At 65.1% G+C, this 19,441-nt stretch carries 19 protein-coding genes, 1 tRNA gene and 3 pseudogenes; 11 read left to right on the top strand and 12 right to left on the bottom strand.

Annotated features, from left to right (window positions below; all coding sequences use genetic code 11):
- Nucleotides 1-107: 107 nt before the first annotated feature.
- Entirely contained in the window at nt 108-803 is a 696-nt protein-coding gene (locus ACFE99_RS11480; RefSeq protein ID WP_375485312.1) for an Rv3717 family N-acetylmuramoyl-L-alanine amidase, read from the bottom strand.
- 185 nt (nt 804-988) lie between these two features.
- Here ACFE99_RS11480 and ACFE99_RS11475 point away from each other — a divergent pair, with 185 nt between their 5' ends.
- Together ACFE99_RS11475 and ACFE99_RS11470 are read left to right on the top strand one after the other, a co-directional pair.
- Entirely contained in the window at nt 989-1,885 is an 897-nt protein-coding gene (locus tag ACFE99_RS11475) for a transglycosylase SLT domain-containing protein (protein WP_375485309.1), read from the top strand.
- A gap of 11 nt (nt 1,886-1,896) precedes the next feature.
- A complete protein-coding gene (locus tag ACFE99_RS11470) occupies nt 1,897-2,883 on the top strand; it encodes an SDR family NAD(P)-dependent oxidoreductase (RefSeq protein ID WP_375485307.1) in 987 nt (328 codons plus the stop codon).
- Between the two features lie 701 nt (nt 2,884-3,584).
- On the opposite strand, the pseudogene ACFE99_RS11465 reads toward ACFE99_RS11470, so the two are convergent.
- Nucleotides 3,585-4,088, bottom strand: a pseudogene (locus ACFE99_RS11465) (GNAT family N-acetyltransferase); the annotation flags it as partial.
- Nucleotides 4,085-4,395, bottom strand: a pseudogene (locus tag ACFE99_RS11460) (DUF1778 domain-containing protein); the annotation flags it as partial. The pseudogenes ACFE99_RS11460 and ACFE99_RS11465, both read right to left, overlap by 4 nt.
- Before the next feature lie 191 nt (nt 4,396-4,586).
- Here ACFE99_RS11460 and ACFE99_RS11455 point away from each other — a divergent pair.
- Nucleotides 4,587-4,781: a hypothetical protein gene (locus ACFE99_RS11455; protein WP_375485305.1), complete on the top strand. Its 195-nt coding sequence runs from the start codon at nt 4,587-4,589 to the stop codon at nt 4,779-4,781.
- A gap of 13 nt (nt 4,782-4,794) precedes the next feature.
- On the opposite strand, the gene ACFE99_RS11450 is transcribed toward ACFE99_RS11455, so the two are convergent.
- Nucleotides 4,795-4,877: transfer RNA gene (locus ACFE99_RS11450), tRNA-Tyr, on the bottom strand.
- A gap of 81 nt (nt 4,878-4,958) precedes the next feature.
- On the opposite strand from ACFE99_RS11450, the gene ACFE99_RS11445 reads away from it, so the two are divergent.
- Both ACFE99_RS11445 and ACFE99_RS11440 read left to right on the top strand, forming a co-directional pair.
- Nucleotides 4,959-5,450: a YajQ family cyclic di-GMP-binding protein gene (locus ACFE99_RS11445; protein ID WP_375485303.1), complete on the top strand. Its 492-nt coding sequence runs from the start codon at nt 4,959-4,961 to the stop codon at nt 5,448-5,450.
- Between the two features lie 100 nt (nt 5,451-5,550).
- Nucleotides 5,551-7,053, top strand: coding sequence for a flavin-containing monooxygenase (locus ACFE99_RS11440; RefSeq protein ID WP_375485301.1), 1,503 nt, complete (start codon nt 5,551-5,553; stop codon nt 7,051-7,053).
- Here the strand turns inward: ACFE99_RS11440 and ACFE99_RS11435 are convergent.
- On the bottom strand, nt 6,981-8,342 hold the full coding sequence (locus ACFE99_RS11435; RefSeq protein ID WP_375485299.1) for an adenylate/guanylate cyclase domain-containing protein: 1,362 nt from the start codon (nt 8,340-8,342) through the stop codon (nt 6,981-6,983). The two genes, ACFE99_RS11440 and ACFE99_RS11435, sit on opposite strands and share 73 nt — an antisense overlap.
- 154 nt (nt 8,343-8,496) lie before the next feature.
- On the opposite strand from ACFE99_RS11435, the gene ACFE99_RS11430 reads away from it, so the two are divergent.
- The 4 genes from ACFE99_RS11430 (at nt 8,497) to ACFE99_RS11415 (ending at nt 12,305) form a co-directional block, all read left to right on the top strand.
- Entirely contained in the window at nt 8,497-9,522 is a 1,026-nt protein-coding gene (locus ACFE99_RS11430; protein WP_375485297.1) for an NAD(P)H-dependent glycerol-3-phosphate dehydrogenase, read from the top strand.
- 277 nt (nt 9,523-9,799) lie between these two features.
- Nucleotides 9,800-10,216, top strand: a complete 417-nt coding sequence (locus tag ACFE99_RS11425; RefSeq protein WP_375485295.1) for a hypothetical protein — start codon at nt 9,800-9,802, stop codon at nt 10,214-10,216.
- A 247-nt stretch (nt 10,217-10,463) separates the two neighbouring features.
- Nucleotides 10,464-11,216, top strand: coding sequence for a YoaK family protein (locus ACFE99_RS11420; protein WP_375485293.1), 753 nt, complete (start codon nt 10,464-10,466; stop codon nt 11,214-11,216).
- 6 nt (nt 11,217-11,222) lie between these two features.
- A complete protein-coding gene (locus tag ACFE99_RS11415) occupies nt 11,223-12,305 on the top strand; it encodes a calcium:proton antiporter (RefSeq protein ID WP_375485291.1) in 1,083 nt (360 codons plus the stop codon).
- Nucleotides 12,306-12,374: 69 nt separating this feature from the next.
- Here ACFE99_RS11415 and ACFE99_RS11410 read toward each other — a convergent pair whose 3' ends face one another.
- The 3 genes from ACFE99_RS11410 to grcC1 all read right to left on the bottom strand — a co-directional run bounded on the left by ACFE99_RS11410 (nt 12,375) and on the right by grcC1 (nt 14,784).
- Entirely contained in the window at nt 12,375-12,719 is a 345-nt protein-coding gene (locus ACFE99_RS11410; protein ID WP_375485289.1) for a type II toxin-antitoxin system HicB family antitoxin, read from the bottom strand.
- A gap of 130 nt (nt 12,720-12,849) precedes the next feature.
- A complete protein-coding gene (htpX, locus tag ACFE99_RS11405) occupies nt 12,850-13,716 on the bottom strand; it encodes a zinc metalloprotease HtpX (RefSeq protein ID WP_375485287.1) in 867 nt (288 codons plus the stop codon).
- 60 nt (nt 13,717-13,776) lie between these two features.
- Entirely contained in the window at nt 13,777-14,784 is a 1,008-nt protein-coding gene (gene grcC1, locus ACFE99_RS11400) for a nonaprenyl/(2E,6E)-farnesyl/geranylgeranyl diphosphat synthase (protein WP_375485285.1), read from the bottom strand.
- Nucleotides 14,785-14,805: 21 nt separating this feature from the next.
- Between grcC1 and menJ the strand changes: the two genes are divergently transcribed.
- Nucleotides 14,806-16,026: a menaquinone reductase gene (gene menJ, locus ACFE99_RS11395; RefSeq protein WP_375485283.1), complete on the top strand. Its 1,221-nt coding sequence runs from the start codon at nt 14,806-14,808 to the stop codon at nt 16,024-16,026.
- On the opposite strand, the gene ACFE99_RS11390 is transcribed toward menJ, so the two are convergent.
- Nucleotides 16,019-16,711, bottom strand: a complete 693-nt coding sequence (locus tag ACFE99_RS11390; protein WP_375485281.1) for a demethylmenaquinone methyltransferase — start codon at nt 16,709-16,711, stop codon at nt 16,019-16,021. The genes menJ and ACFE99_RS11390 overlap by 8 nt on opposite strands.
- A gap of 24 nt (nt 16,712-16,735) precedes the next feature.
- Nucleotides 16,736-17,863, bottom strand: coding sequence for a glycosyltransferase family 4 protein (locus ACFE99_RS11385; RefSeq protein WP_375485279.1), 1,128 nt, complete (start codon nt 17,861-17,863; stop codon nt 16,736-16,738).
- Nucleotides 17,864-17,966: 103 nt separating this feature from the next.
- Here ACFE99_RS11385 and ACFE99_RS11380 point away from each other — a divergent pair, with 103 nt between their 5' ends.
- Nucleotides 17,967-18,635, top strand: a complete 669-nt coding sequence (locus tag ACFE99_RS11380; protein WP_375485277.1) for a DsbA family protein — start codon at nt 17,967-17,969, stop codon at nt 18,633-18,635.
- Here the strand turns inward: ACFE99_RS11380 and ACFE99_RS11375 are convergent.
- Both ACFE99_RS11375 and ACFE99_RS11370 read right to left on the bottom strand, forming a co-directional pair.
- Complete coding sequence (locus ACFE99_RS11375) at nt 18,593-19,120, bottom strand: DUF3592 domain-containing protein (RefSeq protein ID WP_375485275.1); 528 nt, start codon at nt 19,118-19,120, stop codon at nt 18,593-18,595. The two genes, ACFE99_RS11380 and ACFE99_RS11375, sit on opposite strands and share 43 nt — an antisense overlap.
- Nucleotides 19,117-19,441, bottom strand: a pseudogene (locus ACFE99_RS11370) (2-succinyl-5-enolpyruvyl-6-hydroxy-3-cyclohexene-1-carboxylic-acid synthase); the annotation flags it as partial. The gene ACFE99_RS11375 and the pseudogene ACFE99_RS11370, both read right to left, overlap by 4 nt.

The raw sequence follows: 19,441 nt of genomic DNA, 5'->3' as shown, positions 1-19,441 counted from the left end.
CTCCGGCCCTGCGGCCGCCTGCCGCGGCCCGGCAGGACGTCTAGCCGAGGTCGTCGGCCAGGATCACCGCACCCATCCTTTCATGGGGCGGGAAGTTAGTCGTTCGGCTAGCTGCTGGTGGTTTTCGCGCTGAGGTATGTGACGATTCCCTGGGTGACCGCAGTGGCGTATTTTTCTCGCCCGTCTGGGTTTTCCATCTGAGCGGCTTCGTCGCTGTTCTTCATGTTGCCGAGCTCGACGAGTATCGCCGGGTACTGGGCCAGGTTTAAGCCGGCGAGATCTGCGCGGCCGTAGAGCCCGTTCGACCCGATGTAGGTTGACGGTTGCATACCCGACGCGACAAGGGAATCGCGCATAGTGGTCGCCAACTGCACGGCCGGGCCGGACTGGGCGTCGTTCAATGGCGGACTTGAGTAGCAGACGTGGAATCCCCGACCGGCCGCCGGTCCACAGTCGGCATGGATGCTGATGATCGCGTCGGGCTGCATGGCGTTCGCCATTGCGGCGCGTTCATCGACGCAGGGCCCAACAGAATTGTCGTCGTCCCGGGACAACTGTGTGCGGACGCCGATCTGGTTGAGCGACTTGCGAATTCGCACGACAACGTCCCAGTTGAATGCATGTTCCGGGTAACCGTCGTCGGTGGCGGTGCCCATCGTGTTGCAGTCTTTTGTGCCGCCGCGGCCGTTGGGGACTGGCCGGGTCAGCGAGCTATCGTCCACACCGTTGTGACCCGGATCGAGAAAGGCCCTCAGCACATCTCGCGGCTTGCCGCGCCCGCGCCGCGGAGCAGCATCACACACGGCCGGATAGTAACAAGCAGTGCATATGCGCTACACGCCGTGCAACTGCCAGCGGATTGCCATCTCGGTGGTTCAAGATAGCTGTAGTGGGTGGGAAAGCAGTTCGATCCGGCAACCGAAGGATGCGTGCGGCGTCTCGGTTGACGCGCGATCGCGGGCATCGATCCCGCGTGATGCGTAGCGGCATGACGCTGCTCGTCGTCACGATGACGTTGACGCCGGTCGCCTGCTCTCAGCCGGCCAGGTCGTTGATCGCATCGACGTCGACCACCACCCCCTCCGCGCCAAAGGCCACCCGACCACCCATGCAGCGGCGGCTGGCATCGGACCCCGTGCAACTGGCCGGCGATCTTATTGCCGACGAGCAGGCGCTGCACGATCCGTCGTCCTCGCAGGCCGACCTAATCGAGGCGGCGCGCCGCCAGCAAGCGGCCTACCGCGCCCTCGGACGGCATCCCGAGTGGGACCCGATCGTGCGTCCGCGAATCCCGCCCTCGCTTATCGGAATCTACGACCGCAATGTCGACGCGCGTCGGCAGCTCACCGCGATGAGCACGGGCCAAGAGAAAGACACGCTGCCCCCATGGCGGATCGCGCCGCCGGCGTCGGCCGGCGAGCTGCTGGGCTACTACCGCAAGGCGGAATCGGCGTCCGGCGTCGGCTGGACCTATCTCGCCGCGATCAATCTGATCGAGACCGGCTTCGGCCGCATCGTCGGCGCAAGTGACGCCGGCGCACAGGGTCCCATGCAATTCCTACCGTCCACCTTTGCCGCCTACGGCGAGGGCGGCGACATCTTCTCGCCACGCGACAGCATCTTGGCGGCCGGCCGCTACCTCGCTGCTAATGGCTTCGCCGACAACCGCGATTACGCGCTGTACCGGTACAACAACTCGAGCCAATACGTGCAGGCGGTCAACGACTACGCAGCGGTGCTCGCCGCCGATCCCGCTGCGTTTGTCGGGTACTACCGGTGGGACGTCGATTACAACACGACTGCCGGTGACGTGGTCCTACCGATTGGTTACTCCGCGACCTCACCGATTCCCGTCGCGGACTACCTGGCGACTCACCGACCCTAAGCTGTCGCATCATGCACGTTCTTGTCACCGGCGGTACGGGATTTGTCGGCGGCTGGACCGCCAAGGCTCTTGCGGCTGCCGGACACTCCATCCGGTTCCTGGTGCGAACTCCCGCGAAGCTGAAGACATCCGTCGCCCAACTCGGCGTCGACGTGTCGGACTTCGTCGTCGCCGACATCTCCGACCGCGACTCGGTACGGGCGGCGTTGCACGGGTGTGACGCGGTCGTGCACAGCGCCGCCTTGGTGGCGACCGATCCCCGCCAGGCTTCCGAGATGATCAGCACCAACATGGCGGGCGCGCGAAACGTGCTCGGTCAGGCCGTGGAGTTGGGACTGGATCCAATCGTTCACGTCTCGAGCTTTACGGCGCTGTTTCATCCTGGCTTGCAGATGCTGACGGCGGATCTGCCGGTTGTCGGTGGAACAGACGGATACGGGATATCCAAGGCACAAGTCGAGAGCTATGCGCGTGGGCTTCAGGACGCCGGCGCACCGGTCAATATCACTTATCCCGGCATGGTTCTCGGTCCACCTGTCGGCGACCAGTTCGGTGAGGCCGGCGAGGGCGTCAAGGCGGCGTTGCGAATGCGCGTGATTCCGGGACGGAGTGCGGCATGGTTGGTCGTCGACGTCCGCGATGTCGCCGCACTGCACGTCGCGCTGTTGGAACCCGGGCGCGGACCGCGCCGCTACACCGCGGGCGGTCATCGAGTTCCCGCGTCCGAGCTGGCGAAGCTGCTCGGCGAGGTCGCCGGTATTTCGATGATGGCGGTGCCGGTTGCTGACGCCGCGCTGCGTGTGGCGGGGGCACTACTGGACCGTGCGGGGCGGTTTTTGCCGGTCGACACGCCGTTCACCTCGGCGGGGATGCAGTACTACACCCAGATGCCGGCGTCTGATGACTCGCCGAGCGAGCGAGAACTCGGCATCACCTACCGGGAGCCGCGCCTTACCTTGTCCGATACGGTCGCGGCCCTTCGCGGCGTAACCCGCTAAGCAGTGCGCCAGGTGCTCGATATGGCTTCCGGTCATCTCGCAGGTGTCACCAACTGCCCGGGTAATAACTGAATCGGACTACCTTCAGGGGGCCGAAGCTGAGCCGCGGTATGTGGCACCGGCCACCGGGTCAGCAGTATTCACTCGAAGCCGCCGTCTTTGAACCACTGTTCGATATCGGCGTCACTGAGTGCGTCGTCATGCTCGGAGTTGGGCAGCTGGTCGTCGTGAACTTCGCCAGCTATAGCAACGGGCAACGCCTTGAAGCGACCGTTCTCGATATCGCCCACAATTTCGAATGCCTCGTGAACAACCGCCCCCAGCAGGTAACGTGCGTTCTCGCCGCTGCCAGCACGTTGCTGGGAACGGAGGGCGGCGTTGGCGAGCCGACCGAAGAACTCGAATTTCGTCATCGAATCGAAGAGGGGTCGACAAGCGGCCCAGAGTGCACGCACAAGCCACGACAAGCTAGCGGCATACGGAGTGACAACATATTTGGCTTCGCGGTAGGGGGGCTCGGGCATCGTGGTGTCGACAACCAAACCAGCACCGCCCCACAGGTGGCGATCTTCGCACACCTTACCGGCGGCTACGGCCTTATCCAGGGCTTGGAGTCGGGCACGGGCTGCGGCCAGTCGCGCTTGGGCTTCTGCCGGCTTCTGGGGTTCGCGCTGTGTGCGCCCAACTGGCGAGGCACCGCCGCCGACGAGCGCGCGGGCGTCCTTCATCGACAGCACCAGGTGCAACGGATCAGTCGGCGAACTCTCGAACTCGAAATGCGCGTAAAACGCGCGAGCCTCGTCGTGCAATGCGTGCACAAGTATCGCCCGTACGCCGACATGCTCGGCCACCCGGATACTTCGCGTGATCGCATCACGCAGCAGATGGCTGCCCAAACCGTTCCCCTGCTCTTTACGGTCAACCGCCAGCCGCGATAACAAGATCACCGGCACGGGATCAGGCATATTGCGGCGTACCTGCCCCGGCGCCGAGTCACGATCGATGGCCGCCGACGCAAGGGCGTAGAAGCCGACCACGGGACCGTCCCGGCAGGTAACGAAACAGCGCGATGCCCCCTGGACGTGATTGGCCAACGCCCGCTTACGCAGATATTCGTCCAGGGGTTCGCCGCTGTCGAAGGTAGCGACGTCGTCCGCCTCGCTGATCGGCCGCGGTGTGCTGTAGTAGCCGGCCGCGGCGCTCACGCATCACCGTGAAAGATAGTCGGCTCAGAAAACAGCTTCTCCAGCCGGGGCTTGTGTGAGACAGGCCGGTCCAGCATCGTCGTGAACTGCGTCCATGCCGCATCGTCGAGCATGAACAGCCGACGGTCGGCCAGCACGTCACGGGCGTGCGCCAGCGCCGCCGTGACCGTGAAATTGGTCAGGTCGGTTCCCTCGACTTCGGCGGCACGGCGAATCAGCGCGTCCTGCTCAGGGGTTAGGCGCGCTGCAAGACGCTCAGTTTTGATAGCCATGCATCGATTGTGCGCCTGATAGGCGTACAAGTCAACATCACCGTCACAGTCGTTACTCGAAACTGAAGTGGCGGGCCGGGCCGATGATGCCCTGGTGTTCGAAATCTGTCGGCAGCGGTACCTATCTCACGCTCGGGCAGGCGCGGTACACGTTCCAGAAGGCGGCCGCCGCGGTCGATGGCTGCGAGGGGTGCGACTACACGACCTCCGTCACACGTGCGCGTCGTTGGCGATCAGCGCCGGCGCGAACGTGAAGGTGGTGCAAAGACTCCTGGGCCACAAGACGGCGGTGCTAACCCTCGACCGATACGGGCACCTTTTCCCGGATGATCTTGATGCGGTTGCCGACGCGTTCGACTCTGCTGCGAACCGTCTGCGCACCACGCCCGAGCTCAAGCCGGTGACGGTTGGCTCGAAATAGCGTCTGACCTGCGTGGCAGGTCCAGGATTCGAACCTGGGTAGGCATACGCCGACGGATTTACAGTCCGCTCCCATTGGCCGCTCGGGCAACCTGCCGGATGTGTTACGCCTAGCAGAGTACAACGGGGAAGTAATCCGGACGCAAACGGCCGACATCGATGGAAGGGGACGAATCCAATGGCGGATTCATCGTTCGACGTGGTCAGCAAGGTTGATCGCCAGGAGGTCGACAACGCCCTCAACCAGGCCGCCAAGGAGCTGGCCACCCGATTCGACTTCCGCGGCACCGACACCAAGATCGCGTGGAAGGGCGATGACACCATCGAGCTGACCAGCTCGACCGAGGAGCGCGTCAAGGCTGCGGTCGACGTCTTCAAGGAGAAGCTGATCCGCCGCGACATCTCGATGAAGGCGTTCGAGGCGGGCAAACCCCAGGCTTCCGGAAAGGCCTACAAGGTGACCGGCACCATCAAGCAGGGCATCTCCAGCGAGAACGCCAAGAAGATCACCAAGCTGATCCGCGACGAGGGACCCAAGAACGTCAAGACCCAGATCCAGGGCGACGAGGTGCGCGTCTCCAGCAAAAAGAAGGACGACCTGCAGGCCGTCATCGCCATGCTCAAGCAGGCCGACTTGGACGTCGCACTGCAGTTCGTCAACTACCGCTAGCCCGGCGACGATGCAGAGCGCGCAGCGCGATGAGGAGGAGCCGGGCAATCGCAGTCAGCGCTCTGGCCCAATCAACCGGTGGGTGCCTAGTGTGAGGGGCATGGCTTTCCTGGACGCCCGCGCCGCCGATGCGCCCGAGGAGTACTTCGACATCGTGATCATCGGCGCCGGCATCTCTGGACTGGGCGCCGCCTACCGCATTACTGAGCGCAACCCCGGCATCCGCTACGTCATCCTGGAACGGCGCGAGCACATCGGCGGCACCTGGGATCTGTTCCGCTATCCCGGTGTGCGCTCCGACAGCAGCATCTTCACGCTGTGCTTCCCCTACGAGCCGTGGACCCGCAAAGAAGGCGTGGCCGACGGCGTGCACATCCGCGAATACCTGACCGCGACCGCGCACAAGTACGGCATCGACCGCCATATCCGATTCAACAGCCATGTGCGCGCGGCCAATTGGGACTCTGGCACGGACACCTGGGCGATCACCGCCGAGCAGGACGGCGTTTCCACGGCCTACCGAGCCCAATTCGTGTTCTTCGGGTCCGGCTACTACAACTACGACGAGGGCTACACCCCGGACTTTCCCGGCATCGAGCAGTTCGGCGGCACCGTCATACACCCGCAGCATTGGCCCGAGGACCTCGAGTACACCGGCAAGAAAATGGTGGTCATCGGCAGCGGGGCGACGGCGATCTCGCTGATCCCGTCACTGACCGAGAAGGCGTCAAAAGTCACCATGCTGCAGCGCTCGCCGACCTATATGTTCTCGGCGTCGAGGTACAGCCCGTTCTCCGACCTGCTGCGAAAAGCGTTGCCGCGCAAGGCCGCACACCAGATCATCCGAATGCGCAACGCGTTGCTGGAAGGGGCGATCTGGTTCTTGTCGCGCAAGACGCCGGGTTTCATGAAGTGGTGGATCCGCCAGATCGCCATCCGTAACCTGCCGGATGGCTACGACGTCGACACCCATTTCAAACCGCGGTACAACCCGTGGGACCAGCGGCTGTGCCTGATCCCCGACGCCGACCTGTACGTCGCGATCAGCGAAGGCCGCGCCGACGTGGTCACCGACCACATCGATCACTTCGACGCCACCGGGATCGCGTTGAAGTCCGGCGCGCATCTGGACGCCGACATCATCGTCACCGCGACCGGGCTGCAGTTGCAGGCGCTGGGCGGGGTGACCGTGTCTTTGGATGGGGCAGAGATCAAGCCGCAGGACCGCTTCGTCTACAAGGCGCACATGCTCGAAGACGTGCCCAACCTGTTCTGGTGCGTCGGCTACACCAACGCTTCGTGGACGCTGCGCGCCGACATGACTGCCCGGGCCACAGCAAAGTTGTTGGCATACATGCGGTCTCGCGGCTACACACACGCCTACCCGCACCGCGGCGACGAGCCGATGCCGGAAAAACCGTCCTGGGACATCCAGGCCGGCTATGTGCTGCGCTCGCTGCACGCGCTGCCCAAATCCGGCACCAAGCGGCCGTGGAATGTGCGGCAGAACTACTTCGCCGACGCGCTCGACTACCGGTTCGACCGGATCGAGGAGTCGATGGTGTTCGGCCGCGCCGGGGAACGCGTCCCGGCGGCATGGTAGGCGCTTCGGCGCCCCACCAGGTACCAGGTGTGCATCACGCCCTTGCCCTTGACTTCAACGTCACCTCGCTCCTCGAAGAGAAAGTCGTCCTTGAGCCGTTCGTAGATGTCATCCGGTACCTGGATGCGGCCCTCGCTGTCGGTCGATTGCATGCGTGAGGCGACGTTGACCGCGTCTCCCCACACGTCGTAGAAGAATCGTCGCGCGCCCACCACGCCGGCAACCACCGGGCCCGCGGCCAGCCCGATCCGCAGCGGAACCGGTCGACCCTTCGGGTCGCGCAAGTCCGCCACGGCGTCGGCGATATCGAGCGCCAGGTTCGCCAGCGCCTCGAGGTGGTCCGGCCGGGACATGGGCACGCCGCTGACGACCATGTATGAGTCCCCGCTGGTCTTGATCTTTTCCAAGCCGTGGCGCTCGACCAGCCGGTCCAAATTGGTATAGAGCTGATTCAGGAACTGGACCAGCTCCGCCGGACTGGTAGCGCTGGCCCATTGGGTGAATTCGGCGATATCGGCGAATAGAACCGAAGCGTCGTCGTATTTGTCGGCGATGATCCGAGCTTCAGGATTCTTCAACTGCTTCGCGATGCTGGCGGGCAGGATATTGGCCAGCAACGACTCGGATCTCTGATACTCCAGCTCAATGACTTCTTCGGCGCGGGTGATCTCACGTAGCGCGTACCAGACCGTCGCGACGACCATGGCGCAAGCCGCGACCGATGCGAATGCGAAATTCACCGTGACAGCCCAGTGCGGGCGAATTCCGGTGTCGTAGGGAACGACGATCAGCAGAATGACCGCGAGCGCAGCGCCGACGGCCGCGACGACCGATGCGAGCACGATGTGTTCATCGCCGAGCAGCAACACCACAAGGGGCGCCGTCACCAGGAAGTAGAACTGCAGGCCCGAGCCGGTGCCTACCGACCAGCAGATCATAAAGATGGTCAGGTAGGTGCACCCGAAGAAGGTCACCGGTGCAACGAATTCACCGAACCGGCGCAGCACGGGGACCAGCGCGAAAATTACCGCAGGGAGGAGGTAGCTGATCGCGACACGCCGGAACCCTTGTCCGGTGACTAGGCCAAAACCGAGTCCGAAGCCTGCGGTGAGGAGCGCCGCTAACAATGTCGCGAAGTTGAGCACCCGGAACCGGCGCTCGACCCTTTGGCTGTAGTGCTGGTCGCGTACCGGCAGGGTGGGGCTCCAAAGCAGTCCGGCGATGCGTTTAGACCGGCGAAGCGGCCCCCCTGGTCGCATCGCTGGCGCGCTTTTGGCTTTGCCCGCCATTCTCACAGCTTACGTATTGACAAATCGTCAGCAGTCCAAATCCTTGGTGGCGGAAAACTTTCCCGTCCGAGTGGGATACCTCCGGCAGACGCCGTCGCAGCCGTTGTTCACCAACTGCCGGTAAACAGCGGGCGTCGGCAATACGCTGATCGCCATGGCACCCGGGATGCGTGAACCGAAAGTGGTCGTCCTTGGCGGCGGTTCCTGGGGAACCACCGTCGCGTCCATCTGCGCGCGTCGGAGCCCGACGCTGCAGTGGGTGCGGTCGAAGGAAGTCGCCGAGGACATCAACGACAACCATCGCAACACCCGCTATCTGGGTGACGAAGTCGTGCTCAGCGAAACGCTGCGCGCCACCACCGACTTTTCCGAGGCCGCCAACTCCGCCGACGTCGTCGTCATGGGCGTGCCGTCACACGGCTTCCGCGACGTGCTCACCGAGCTGGCAGCAGAGCTGCGTCCCTGGGTACCCGTGGTCTCGTTGGTCAAGGGTCTCGAGCAGGGCACCAATATGCGGATGTCGCAAATCGTCGGTGAAGTGCTGCCTGGGCATCCGGCCGGCATCCTGGCCGGCCCGAACATCGCCCGCGAAGTTGCCGAGGGTTATGCCGCCGCGGCCGTGTTGGCGATGCCCGACCACCACCTGGCCGCCCGGCTCGCGGAGCTTTTTCGCACACGGCGATTTCGCGTGTACACCCTGGACGACGTGCTCGGCGTCGAGATGTGCGGCGCGCTAAAGAACGTCTACGCGATCGCCGTCGGCATGGGTTACTCGCTCGGTATCGGGGAGAACACCCGAGCCCTGGTGATGGCCCGCTCGGTGCGCGAGATGTCCAAACTCGGCGAGGCCATGGGCGGGCAGCGCGACACCTTTGCTGGGCTGGCCGGCATGGGCGACTTGATCGTCACCTGCACCAGCCAGCGCAGCCGTAACCGCCACGTCGGCGAGCAGCTGGGCGCCGGCAAACCGATCGACGAGATCATCTCCTCGATGAAGCAGGTCGCCGAGGGCGTCAAAGCGGCCAGCGTGATCATGGAGTTCGCCGACAAGTACGGGTTGAACATGCCGATTGCCCGCGAGGTCGACGCGGTGATCAACCATGGCTCCACCGTCGAGCAGGCCTACCGCGGCTTGACCGCGGAACCTCCGGGCCACGAGGTACACGGCGCCGGGTTTTAACAAACGGACTTGTTTGTATGCATTTTCTATGTGTCGGGCCGGTGCGGTTGCTGGGTTGTGGAGTCGATAAATAGCCTATTTTGAGCGTAATCGAGCGTCGACCCTGTGTGGTTGGGCTCACATTGTCTGTAATGGGTTGTGCGCGAAGGGTTTCACTTTGCCGCAACCTTAACGGTACTGCGCGGTTAGCTGGGAGTTGTTACGATCCACGCTGATCGTGTTGTTATGGGTTGGGGAGTCGGATGATCGCCGTAGTCGCTGCCGCGATCGAGGCATTGTGACTTTCCGCGGCGCGCACAAGCCGTCATGGAAGCGGTCGGCCAGCGCCCTCGTCGTTGCGGTATGCGTGCTGGTTGCGGCCATCGGATATGTGCTGGCGCGGGCCGACCGAGCCGTGGCTGCGGCACCGCAGGCGTTGACATCCGCGGGCGCTGCCAACGCCGACGATGAACGTCCGGGCGACCATATCGAACAAGCTGATTCGCCAATACCTCACAGCGTGTTCCACATCGCGGCGCTGCACCGTACTCGACCCTCGACCTGGTCGCCCTCGGCGCAATTGAGCTGCTACTCGCCCCAACTGGCATCGTCGTCCGCGGTCTGCGTGCGGCTAGGCGTGGGCGGCTCATGTACACCTGTTACGCCCCTTGCCGGCCGAGAACGCTTGACCCAGCTCTGCGTCGCCCGGCGCTGATCAATCACAGCCACTTCAGCACTCAGGCTGATCGCCGCAACGCTTCCGTTGTGCGGTCGTGCTATCGGCGCGCATTAATCCAATTCTTTTGAGGAAAGGGATAGACCAATTCATGACTGAGCGCACGGCACCGGGGATAGGACAAGTCGATTCGATCGACATGGCTGACGCCCCGCAAACGAACGACCGGCTTCGACGAGTCCGGCCCAGGAGGTGTCGGATCCAGCGATCACGCAACGCAGATCCCATGGGCCGGCGCAGGCCTTGGGCACGTCGTTTCGGTCTTCGTCGCGGCGCTGATGCCGGCACATCCAGGGCAGCGCTGCGTGAAATCTTTGACAGCGAGGCAAGGTTGTCGTGGATCCTTGCTTGGCTGGCGGGCGTCGTCGGTGCGGTGGCGTTCACCCACTCCGCCGGCTACTTCGTGACTACCGCCACCGGCAACACCCAACGCGCAGTGGCGGGTTTGTTCATTGGTGATCCCTGGCTGTCGATATCGGCGACACTTCTGGTGGCGTGCTTTTTAGGCGGCGTGATTGTTGGATCGTTGTGTCGCCGGCATATCTGGAGAGCCCACCCGCACGGACCCACTCTGCTCACCACCCTTTGTCTTTCGATCGCCACTATCGGCGATGTCCTGCTGCAGGGTTGGTCACGGGGTCCGGTCGCTTTCGTACCAATCTTGGTTATTGCCTTCGGTATTGGCGCGTTGAACACCACATTCGTCAAGAACGGGGAAGTGTCGATAGCGCTGAGCTACGTGACGGGGACGATTGTGAAGCTGGGTCAGGGCATCGAGCGCCATATCAGCGGCGGATCGGCTGTCGACTGGCTGGGACACTTCCTGCTCTTTGCCAGCTTCGTCGCCGGCGGACTGACAGGCGGGTGCATTTGCTCGGCGGTCAGTGGTTCGCAGCTGCTGGCAGCCGCCGCTGTCGTCTGTGCGCTGACGACCGGATACACATACTTTTACGCCGACCGCCGTGGTGTGGTGAAGTAGCTTCATTTGAAACGGCTTCCATGGACCGTGGTGGTCCCGCTGCTCGCGCTGGTGGCGCTCGCACTCACCTGGGGCCGCGAGATCGGTTGGATATTGGCCGTCCTCGAAGGTGTGCTGCTGGCGGGTGCCGTGCTGGCCGCGGTGCACCACGCCGAGGTGGTCGCGCATCGAGTCGGTGAGCCATTCGGCTCGCTGGTGCTCGCTGTGGCAGTGACCACCATCGAGGTGGCGCTCATCGTCACGCTCATGGCGTCTGGCGGTGACAAGTCGGCGACGCTGGCGCGCGACACGGTGTTCGCTGCGGTGATGATCACCACGAACGGCATCGCCGGCTTGTCCCTGTTGATCGGTTCGCTGCGCGATGGCGTGACCCATTTCAACCCCAACGGCAGCGGCGCCGCACTGGGCACGATCACGACGCTGGCCACCCTGAGTCTGGTGCTGCCGACCTTCACCACCAGCCACCAAGGCCCGGAGTTCTCGCCCGGCCAACTCAGCTTCGCCGCGCTCGCTTCACTGGGGCTCTACCTGTTGTTCGTCTTCACCCAGACGGTGCGGCACCGCGACTTCTTTCTGCCGGTGACACAAACTGGCACGGTCGCGGACGACAGCGAACATGCGGCGCCGCCAAGCATGCGGTCGGCGCTGACGAGCCTCGCGTTGCTGCTGGTCGCACTGGTCGCGGTGGTGGGGCTATCGAAAGTGGAGTCACCCGTCATCGAGCGTGCGGTGACGGCGGTCGGTTTTCCCCAGTCATTCGTCGGGGTGGTGATCGCCACGCTGGTGTTGCTTTCCGAGACGCTCGCGGCCGTTCGTGCCGCCCGGCGTGGCCGCATCCAGATCAGCCTCAATCTGGCTTACGGCTCCGCGATAGCCAGCATCGGGCTCACCATCCCGGCAATCGCGCTGGCCTCAATATGGCTAAGCGGGCCGCTGTTGCTGGGCCTGGGTCCCACCCAGTTGGTGCTGCTGGCGCTGACCGTCGTCGTCAGCGTTTTGACGGTGGTGCCTGGCCGGGCCACCAGGCTCCAGGGCGAAGTGCATTTGGTGCTGCTGGCCGCATACATGTTTCTGGCGGTCGTTCCATAGCCACATCGGTCACAGCAGCACCAGAGACTGCCCATGACATGGTGCTGAAATTTGATGTCGTATGTGATATCACCAGTCGAGCAGGCCGCGTGGCTGGCGATCTGCGAGTTTCATCGCCACCCATTGATTCATCGACACGTTCTGCTCGGCGGCTTCCACGACAAGGCGCGCGTGCAGCGCCGGCGATGTCCGAACCACGAACTTGCCGCTGTAGTGATGGTCGGTGAGCGGTGTGGGGACATCATCACCGCATGCCACTCGCTCAGCGATGCACCCGTCGACGGCTTCTTCGATCGCGGCGATGGCCTGCCGCAGGGTTGACGCACACTGCGACAACCACGGAAATTCGAGGCACCGGGCAACGTATTCGCAGCGCTCCGGCCACCATTCGGCGCGGTAGGTGTAGTGATTCATTACGGGTCTAGTAGCACATGCGCTATCAAATCCGGCAAGTCACTATTGGTCCGGAGAGCCGGCGCGGAGGGCCTGGGCAGAGGTCCGGAGAGCCGGGCTTCCGGGCCGGGCCGCGGAGTCCGCGCAGCCGCTATCCGCCCGCCATCTCCTCGAGCCGGCGAATACGGTCGGCGATCGGGGGGTGCGTCGAGAACAGCGACCCGATCCGCTCACCGGTGCGGAACGGGTTGGCGATCATCAGGTGCGCCTGGCTCGCCAGCTGCGGCTCTGGCGGCAGCGGGGCCGCCTCCACGCCGCCGGCGATCTTGCGCAGCGCCGAGGCCAACGCCAGCGGGTCACCGGTTAGCACCGCGCCGGACTCGTCGGCCTGATACTCCCGCGAGCGCGACACCGCCAACCGGACCACCATCGCCGCGATCGGTCCTAGCAGCGAAACTAACAGCAGCGCAAAGGGATTGGGGCCGTCGTCTCGGTCGCCGCCGCCGAACATGCCGGCGAACATGGCGAAGTTGGCCAGCGCGGTGATCACCGACGCCAATGCGCCCGCCACACACGAGATCAAGATGTCGCGGTTGTAGACGTGAGAGAGCTCGTGGCCGAGCACGGCCCGCAGCTCGCGTTCGTTGAGGATGCGCAGAATGCCGGTGGTGCAGCACACCGCGGCGTGGCGCGGGTTGCGCCCGGTCGCAAACGCGTTGGGTGCGTCGGTGTCGCTGATGTAGAGCCGCGGCATCGGCTGATGCGCGGCGGTGGCCAGCTCGCGCACGATCCGATACATCGCCGGGGCCTGCACTTCCGACACCGGTTGGGCGTGCATGGCGCGCAGCGCCAGCCTGTCGCTGTTGAAATACGTGTAGACGTTCATCCCGACGGCGAACAGCACCGCCAGCCACATCATCGTCGGGCCAAACAGCCGGCCAACGAACACAATCAGCGCCGACATGCCGACCAGCAGCGCGAACGTCTTGAACGTGTTGTGATGCGGATGCCAGGTCATCAGCCTCCTCCCTCTACACACGCTGGTTAAACGTCCGGGGCAAGCCAGCAGGTTCCGAACCTAACCGTGCCGGTTGACGGTGTAGTCGACCAGCGTGGCCAGCGCTTGACGGCCCGCGACGTCGGGCAGCTTGGCCAGCTCGTCACGCGCTTCAGCCGCATACCGGGCGACGGTCTCCTTGGCCTTGGCCATGCCCGGCGAGGCCCGCAGCAGCCGCAATGCCTCGCCCAGCACCGCGTCGTCGTGGACCGGGCCGCCCAGCAGCTCGCGCAGTCGATCGGCCTCCGGGCCGCTGTCCTGCAGCGCGTAGAGCACCGGCAGCGTGTGCACGCCCTCACGCAGATCGGTGCCGGGCACCTTGCCGGACTCGTCGGGGTCGCTGTCGATGTCGATGATGTCGTCGGAGATCTGAAATGCCGTGCCGACGATGCCACCCAGCCGGCTCAAGCGCTCGATCTGGTCGTCGTCGGCGCCGGAGAACGTCGCACCGAACCGGCCTGCCGCCGAAATCAGGCAGGCGGTCTTTTCGTGCACCACCTTTAGGTAGTGCTCGATCGAATCCGCACCCTCGGCCGCGCCGCGCGTTTCGCGCATCTGCCCGGTAACCAGTTGGGCGAACGTCTCGGCGATCACCCGCACCGCGTCGGGACCCAGCAGCGACACCAGCCGCGACGCGGTCGCGAACAGATAGTCGCCGGCCAGGATCGCGATGTTGTTGCCCCAGCGGGCGTTGGCGCTTTGCGCGCCGCGACGCACCTGCGCCTCGTCCATCACATCGTCGTGGTACAGCGTCGCCAGATGCACCAACTCGATCACCGCGCCGGCGATCGTCACCTCCCGGGCGTTGGGATTGGGGCCCAGCTGAGCCGACAGCACCGTGAACAACGGCCGAAACCGCTTGCCGCCGGCCTCGAACAGATGCAGCACGGCTTCGGTCAGCAGATCGTCGCTGCCGCGCAGCTCGGTCTCCATCAGCTGCTCGATGCGGTCGACGCCGTCGCGCACGCTCGCGGCGAACGTGGCGTCGCCGAAGTCGAAGCCCGCCACCACAGTCGCCGGAGTCCTCACGGCACCAACATACTGGTGAGCATGCATCACAGAGCCGACGTGGTCGTGGTGGGCGCCGGACCGGCCGGGTCGGCGGCGGCCGCTTGGGCCGCGCGGGCCGGCCGTGACGTACTGGTCATCGACTCGGCCAGCTTCCCGCGCGATAAGGCATGCGGCGACGGGCTGACCCCGCGGGCGGTCGCCGAGCTGGAGCGGCTGGGCTTGGGCGAGTGGCTGGACGCCCGGATCCGGCACCACGGGTTGCGGATAAGCGGGTTTGGCGGCGAGGTCGAGGTCGCCTGGCCCGGGCCATCGTTCCCGTCGACAGGCAGCGCGGTGGCCCGCGTCGAACTCGACGACCGGATCCGCAAAGTGGCCGAGGATTCCGGCGCGCGCATGCTGCTTGGAGTCAAAGCTGTTGGCGTCCATCATGATTCGCGTGGGCGGGTTCGGTCGCTGGTGCTGGCCGACGGCAGCGAGGTCAGCTGCGCTGAGCTTGTGGTGGCCGACGGCGCGCGCTCGTCATTGGGCCGCGCGCTGGGCCGGCGCTGGCACCAGGAGACGGTGTACGGCATCGCCGCCCGCGGGTATCTGGCCTCGCCGCGCAGCGACGAGCCGTGGTTGACGTCGCATGTGGAAGTGCGCTCTCCGGGCGGCGCGATCCTGCCCGGCTACGGCTGGATTTTCCCGCTGGGCAACGGCGAGGTGAACATTGGCGTGGGAGCGATGGCGACCTCGAAACGACCCGCTGACCTGGGGTTGCGGCCGCTGATGTGCTACTACGCCGACCTGCGCCGCGACGAGTGGGGGTTTGTCAGCCAACCGCGGGCGATGTCGTCGGCGTTGCTGCCCATGGGCGGCGCGGTGTCAGGGGTGGCCGGACCGAACTGGATGCTGATCGGCGACGCCGCCGCCTGCATCAACCCCTTGAATGGCGAAGGCATCGACTACGGGCTGGAGGCCGGGCGGCTGGCGGTCGAGCTGCTGGGCTCCGGTGATCTCTCGCAGGCGTGGCCACACGCGCTGCAGCGCCACTATGGCCGCGCGTTTTCGGTGGCGCGGCGGCTGGCGTTGCTGCTGACATTTCCGCGGTTTTTACCGGCGGCGGGACCGGTGGCGATGCGCTCGCCGACGCTGATGAACGTCGCGGTGCGGGTGATGGCCAACCTCGTCACCGATGAGGACGCTGACACGGTGGCGCGGATATGGCGCGGCGGCGGCGTGCTGTCGCGACTCGTGGACCGGCGCAAGCCGTTCAGCTAGGCCGTTTGTGCGCGGCGTGCAGCGCGACAATGCCGCCGGTCAGATTGCGCCACCGCACGCCCGACCACCCCGCCTGTGAAATGCGCTGCGCCAGCGCGGCTTGGTCCGGCCATGCCCGGATCGACTCGGCCAGATAGACATACGCCTCCGGATTGCTCGACACCGCGCGCGCAACGCGGGGCAGCGCCTGCATGAGGTATTCCTTGTAGACGGTGGCGAACAGCGGATTGGTCGGCGTGGAGAACTCGCACACCACCAGCCGTCCCCCCGGCCTCGTCACGCGGGCCATCTCCTGCAGCGCCGCCGGCTGGTCGGCGACATTGCGAAGCCCGAAACTGATGGTGACAGCATCAAATACACCGTCGCGGAACGGCAGCCGAGTCGCGTCACCGGCGACCTTCGGCACCAACCGGGCACGGCCCGCCTTGAGCATGCCGACCGAAAAATCCACCGCCACACACCATGCGCCGGACTTGGTCAGCTCCACCGTCGATACCGCCGTACCCGCAGCCAGATCCAGCACCCGCTCGCCGGGCCCCACCCGCAGTGCTGCGCGGGTAGCGCGGCGCCAATAGCGGTCTTGGCCCAGCGACAGCACGGTGTTGGTCACGTCGTAGCGGCGCGCGACCCCGTCGAACATCGACGCAACGTCGTGTGGGTTTTTGTCGAGGCTCGCGCGGCTCACCTGGCAGACGCTACGCCAGGGCAATCAGGCCGCTGCCTCTCGGCGGGTCTGCAATACCGCCTCGTAGTGGCCGAGCAGCTCGTCGCAGATCGCCGGCCAGCTGCGGTGCAGCACACTACGGCGAGCGGCCGCCGAATAGCGTGGTCGTTCGTCGACAAGGTGCGCGACGGCGGTGGGCAGCCGTGCTTCGAATTCGTCCACCGGCAGCAGCAGACCGGTGCGCCACGGGCTGACCAGATCGCGGGGTCCGCCGGCGTCGGGGGCGATGACCGGCAGCCCCGACGCCAGCGCTTCCTGCACGGCTTGACAAAACGTCTCATGCTCACCGGTGTGCACGAAGACGTCCATGCTGGCGTACGCCGCGGCGAGCTCCTCGCCGTAGAGCGCGCCGGTGAAAACCGCTGTGGGCATTGCTGATCCGAGTTTGGCGCGGTCGACCCCGTCACCGACGACGACGACCTGCACCGTGTGGTCGCGCGCCAGCGTCGCGAGCCGGCCGGCACTTTTCTCGGGCGCCAGCCGGCCCACGAAGCCGACGATCGGCTTGCCGTCCGGTGACCAGCGACGCCGCAGCGCCTCGTCTCGCGCCGACGGCGCGTAACGGATCACGTCGACACCGCGCGCCCACTGGTATACCCGTGGAATATCGTGCGCTGCAAGCGATTCCATCGCAGACGTGGACGGCGCCAGCGTGCGGTCGGCGTGGCGGTGCAGGTGAGCAATCCACGCCCATGCCGCCCGTGATGCCAGCCTCAGCCCATAGCTGGAAGCGAAACCCGCTACGTCGGTTTGGAATACGGCCACGGTCGGCACTCCAAGGCGACGGGCAGCCTGCAGCCCGCCATAGCCGAGCAGCGCCGGCGACGCGAGATGCACCACGTCGGGGTCGAATCCGCGAAGCACCCGCTGCATTCGCGGTAACGGAACACCGAGCGGCAACGACGTGATCTTCGGGAACATCCGTGACGGTGCTCGATGCACCCGGATTCCGTCGTGGATGCGCTCCGCGCGGGGTTGGCCGGGCGGATTGTCGGGCGCGATCACCAGAGCTTCATTGCCGGTGCGGCGTAGATGCTCCAGAATCCGCACGACTGAGTTGCTGACACCGTTGACGTTGGGCAAAAACGACTCGGCGACGATCGCAACGCGCACGCCTCCACCGTGTCAGCGCTGCTTGTCGCTAAGGTTGCCGACGGGCATACGGGGCGCGAAATCTGGTCTACTGCGGTGAGCGGCACCGGGAAGGGGACGGCTCATGCGCTACTGGTGCAGCGTGCTGGCGCTGGTTTTGCTCGCGTGCGCCGGATGCACCCGCGAGGTCGCTGGAATTGCTCAGGTCGACCGTCACCATCCGGGCGCCGTGGTCAGCGCCGACAGATACGGCGTAGTGGTCGGATTCCCCAACGCCCCGGTGCAGCTGGAGATCTTCATCGAGCCGCAGTGCCCGCATTGCGCGGAGTTCGAGTCCGCCTACGGCGACAAGCTCGCCAGCTACGTCAGTAGCGGCCGGCTGGCAGTGACGTATCGGCCGCTGACATTCATCGACGACGCCAAGGACAACCACTACTCGGCCCGAGTCAGCAATGCGCTGTTTGTCGTCGGTCGCGCGGCTATTTTGGCGACTTCCTACCAAGCCTTTGTGCAAACCCTGTACCAGCACCAGGATTCACGCGGTGACGGGCCCAGCAACGACCGGATCGCCGACATGGCCCGCGAAAGCGGCGTTTCCGACGCGGTGGCTGCACGGATCGAGGCCGGGGATTCCGGAGTCGACGTCCAGGCGATGGACGAAGCCAATACCACTCGCCTCAACAGTGCCGAACCCGACGACCCGGGCACCCCAACGGTTTACGACCTGAAGGACAAAAAGGTCGTCGACCTTCAAGACCCTAGGTGGCTCGACAATCTGTTCAAGTCTGCGTGACGGTCGAGTCGCTTCTCCACTACCGCGATAGCGACAAGTGCGACTCCGGCGATCAACCAGCCGACCACCGCGATGGATCCGGCCGGGATGATGGCCAGCTTGGCGTTGCGGTGCTGTACCCGCACCAGGTTGGGATCTCTCTTGTTGTATTCGACGTAAATGCGCATTCCCGTTGACAATTCGGACGGGTAGAGCACACCGAGCTCCGGGCGATAAGTGACCCGGTCGGGGGTGACGAACTCGATGGTCGAACGACGCGGTCCGGCGCTGAGCACCTCGGCCTGGGCGACGCCCATGTTGTGTTCGATGGCGATGTCGTTGCGCCACGCCCCCGCCACTAGCAGCACCGACTGCAGCGTCACCAGACCGGCCAGACCGAGCACCGCAATCCGGGCCCACCGCAGGATGCGCTGCCTCCAGGTGTCGGGTGCGTCGCCATTGGAGCCGTGGATCAGCAAGCGCCACAAGGTTTTCGAGTTGGTCACAGGGCGGCCTTGATGGCGGCGTGCAGCTGGCGCAGCGAGGACCGGTCGGCCTTCACTTCCAATACGCGCATGCCGGGGTTGGGTTCGTCGAGCGCGGGGCCGAGTTGGTCGACCTCGATCTGGCGGCTCTCGACGTGGTAGGCGCGGCACAGTGCGCCGACGTCGACGTCGTGCGGGGTGCCGAAGACGCGTGAGGACACGTCGGAGAACCGGGGGTCGCCCTGCTCGAGCAGTTCGAAGATGCCGCCGCCGTTGTCGTTGGATACCACGATGGTCAGCTGTCGCGGTGTCGGCTCAGTGGGCCCGATGAGCAACCCGGAG

The sequence above is a fragment of the uncultured Mycobacterium sp. genome, from assembly GCF_964249325.1.
Classification (GTDB): domain Bacteria; phylum Actinomycetota; class Actinomycetes; order Mycobacteriales; family Mycobacteriaceae; genus Mycobacterium.
This window is presented reverse-complemented; position numbering and strand designations above follow the sequence as displayed.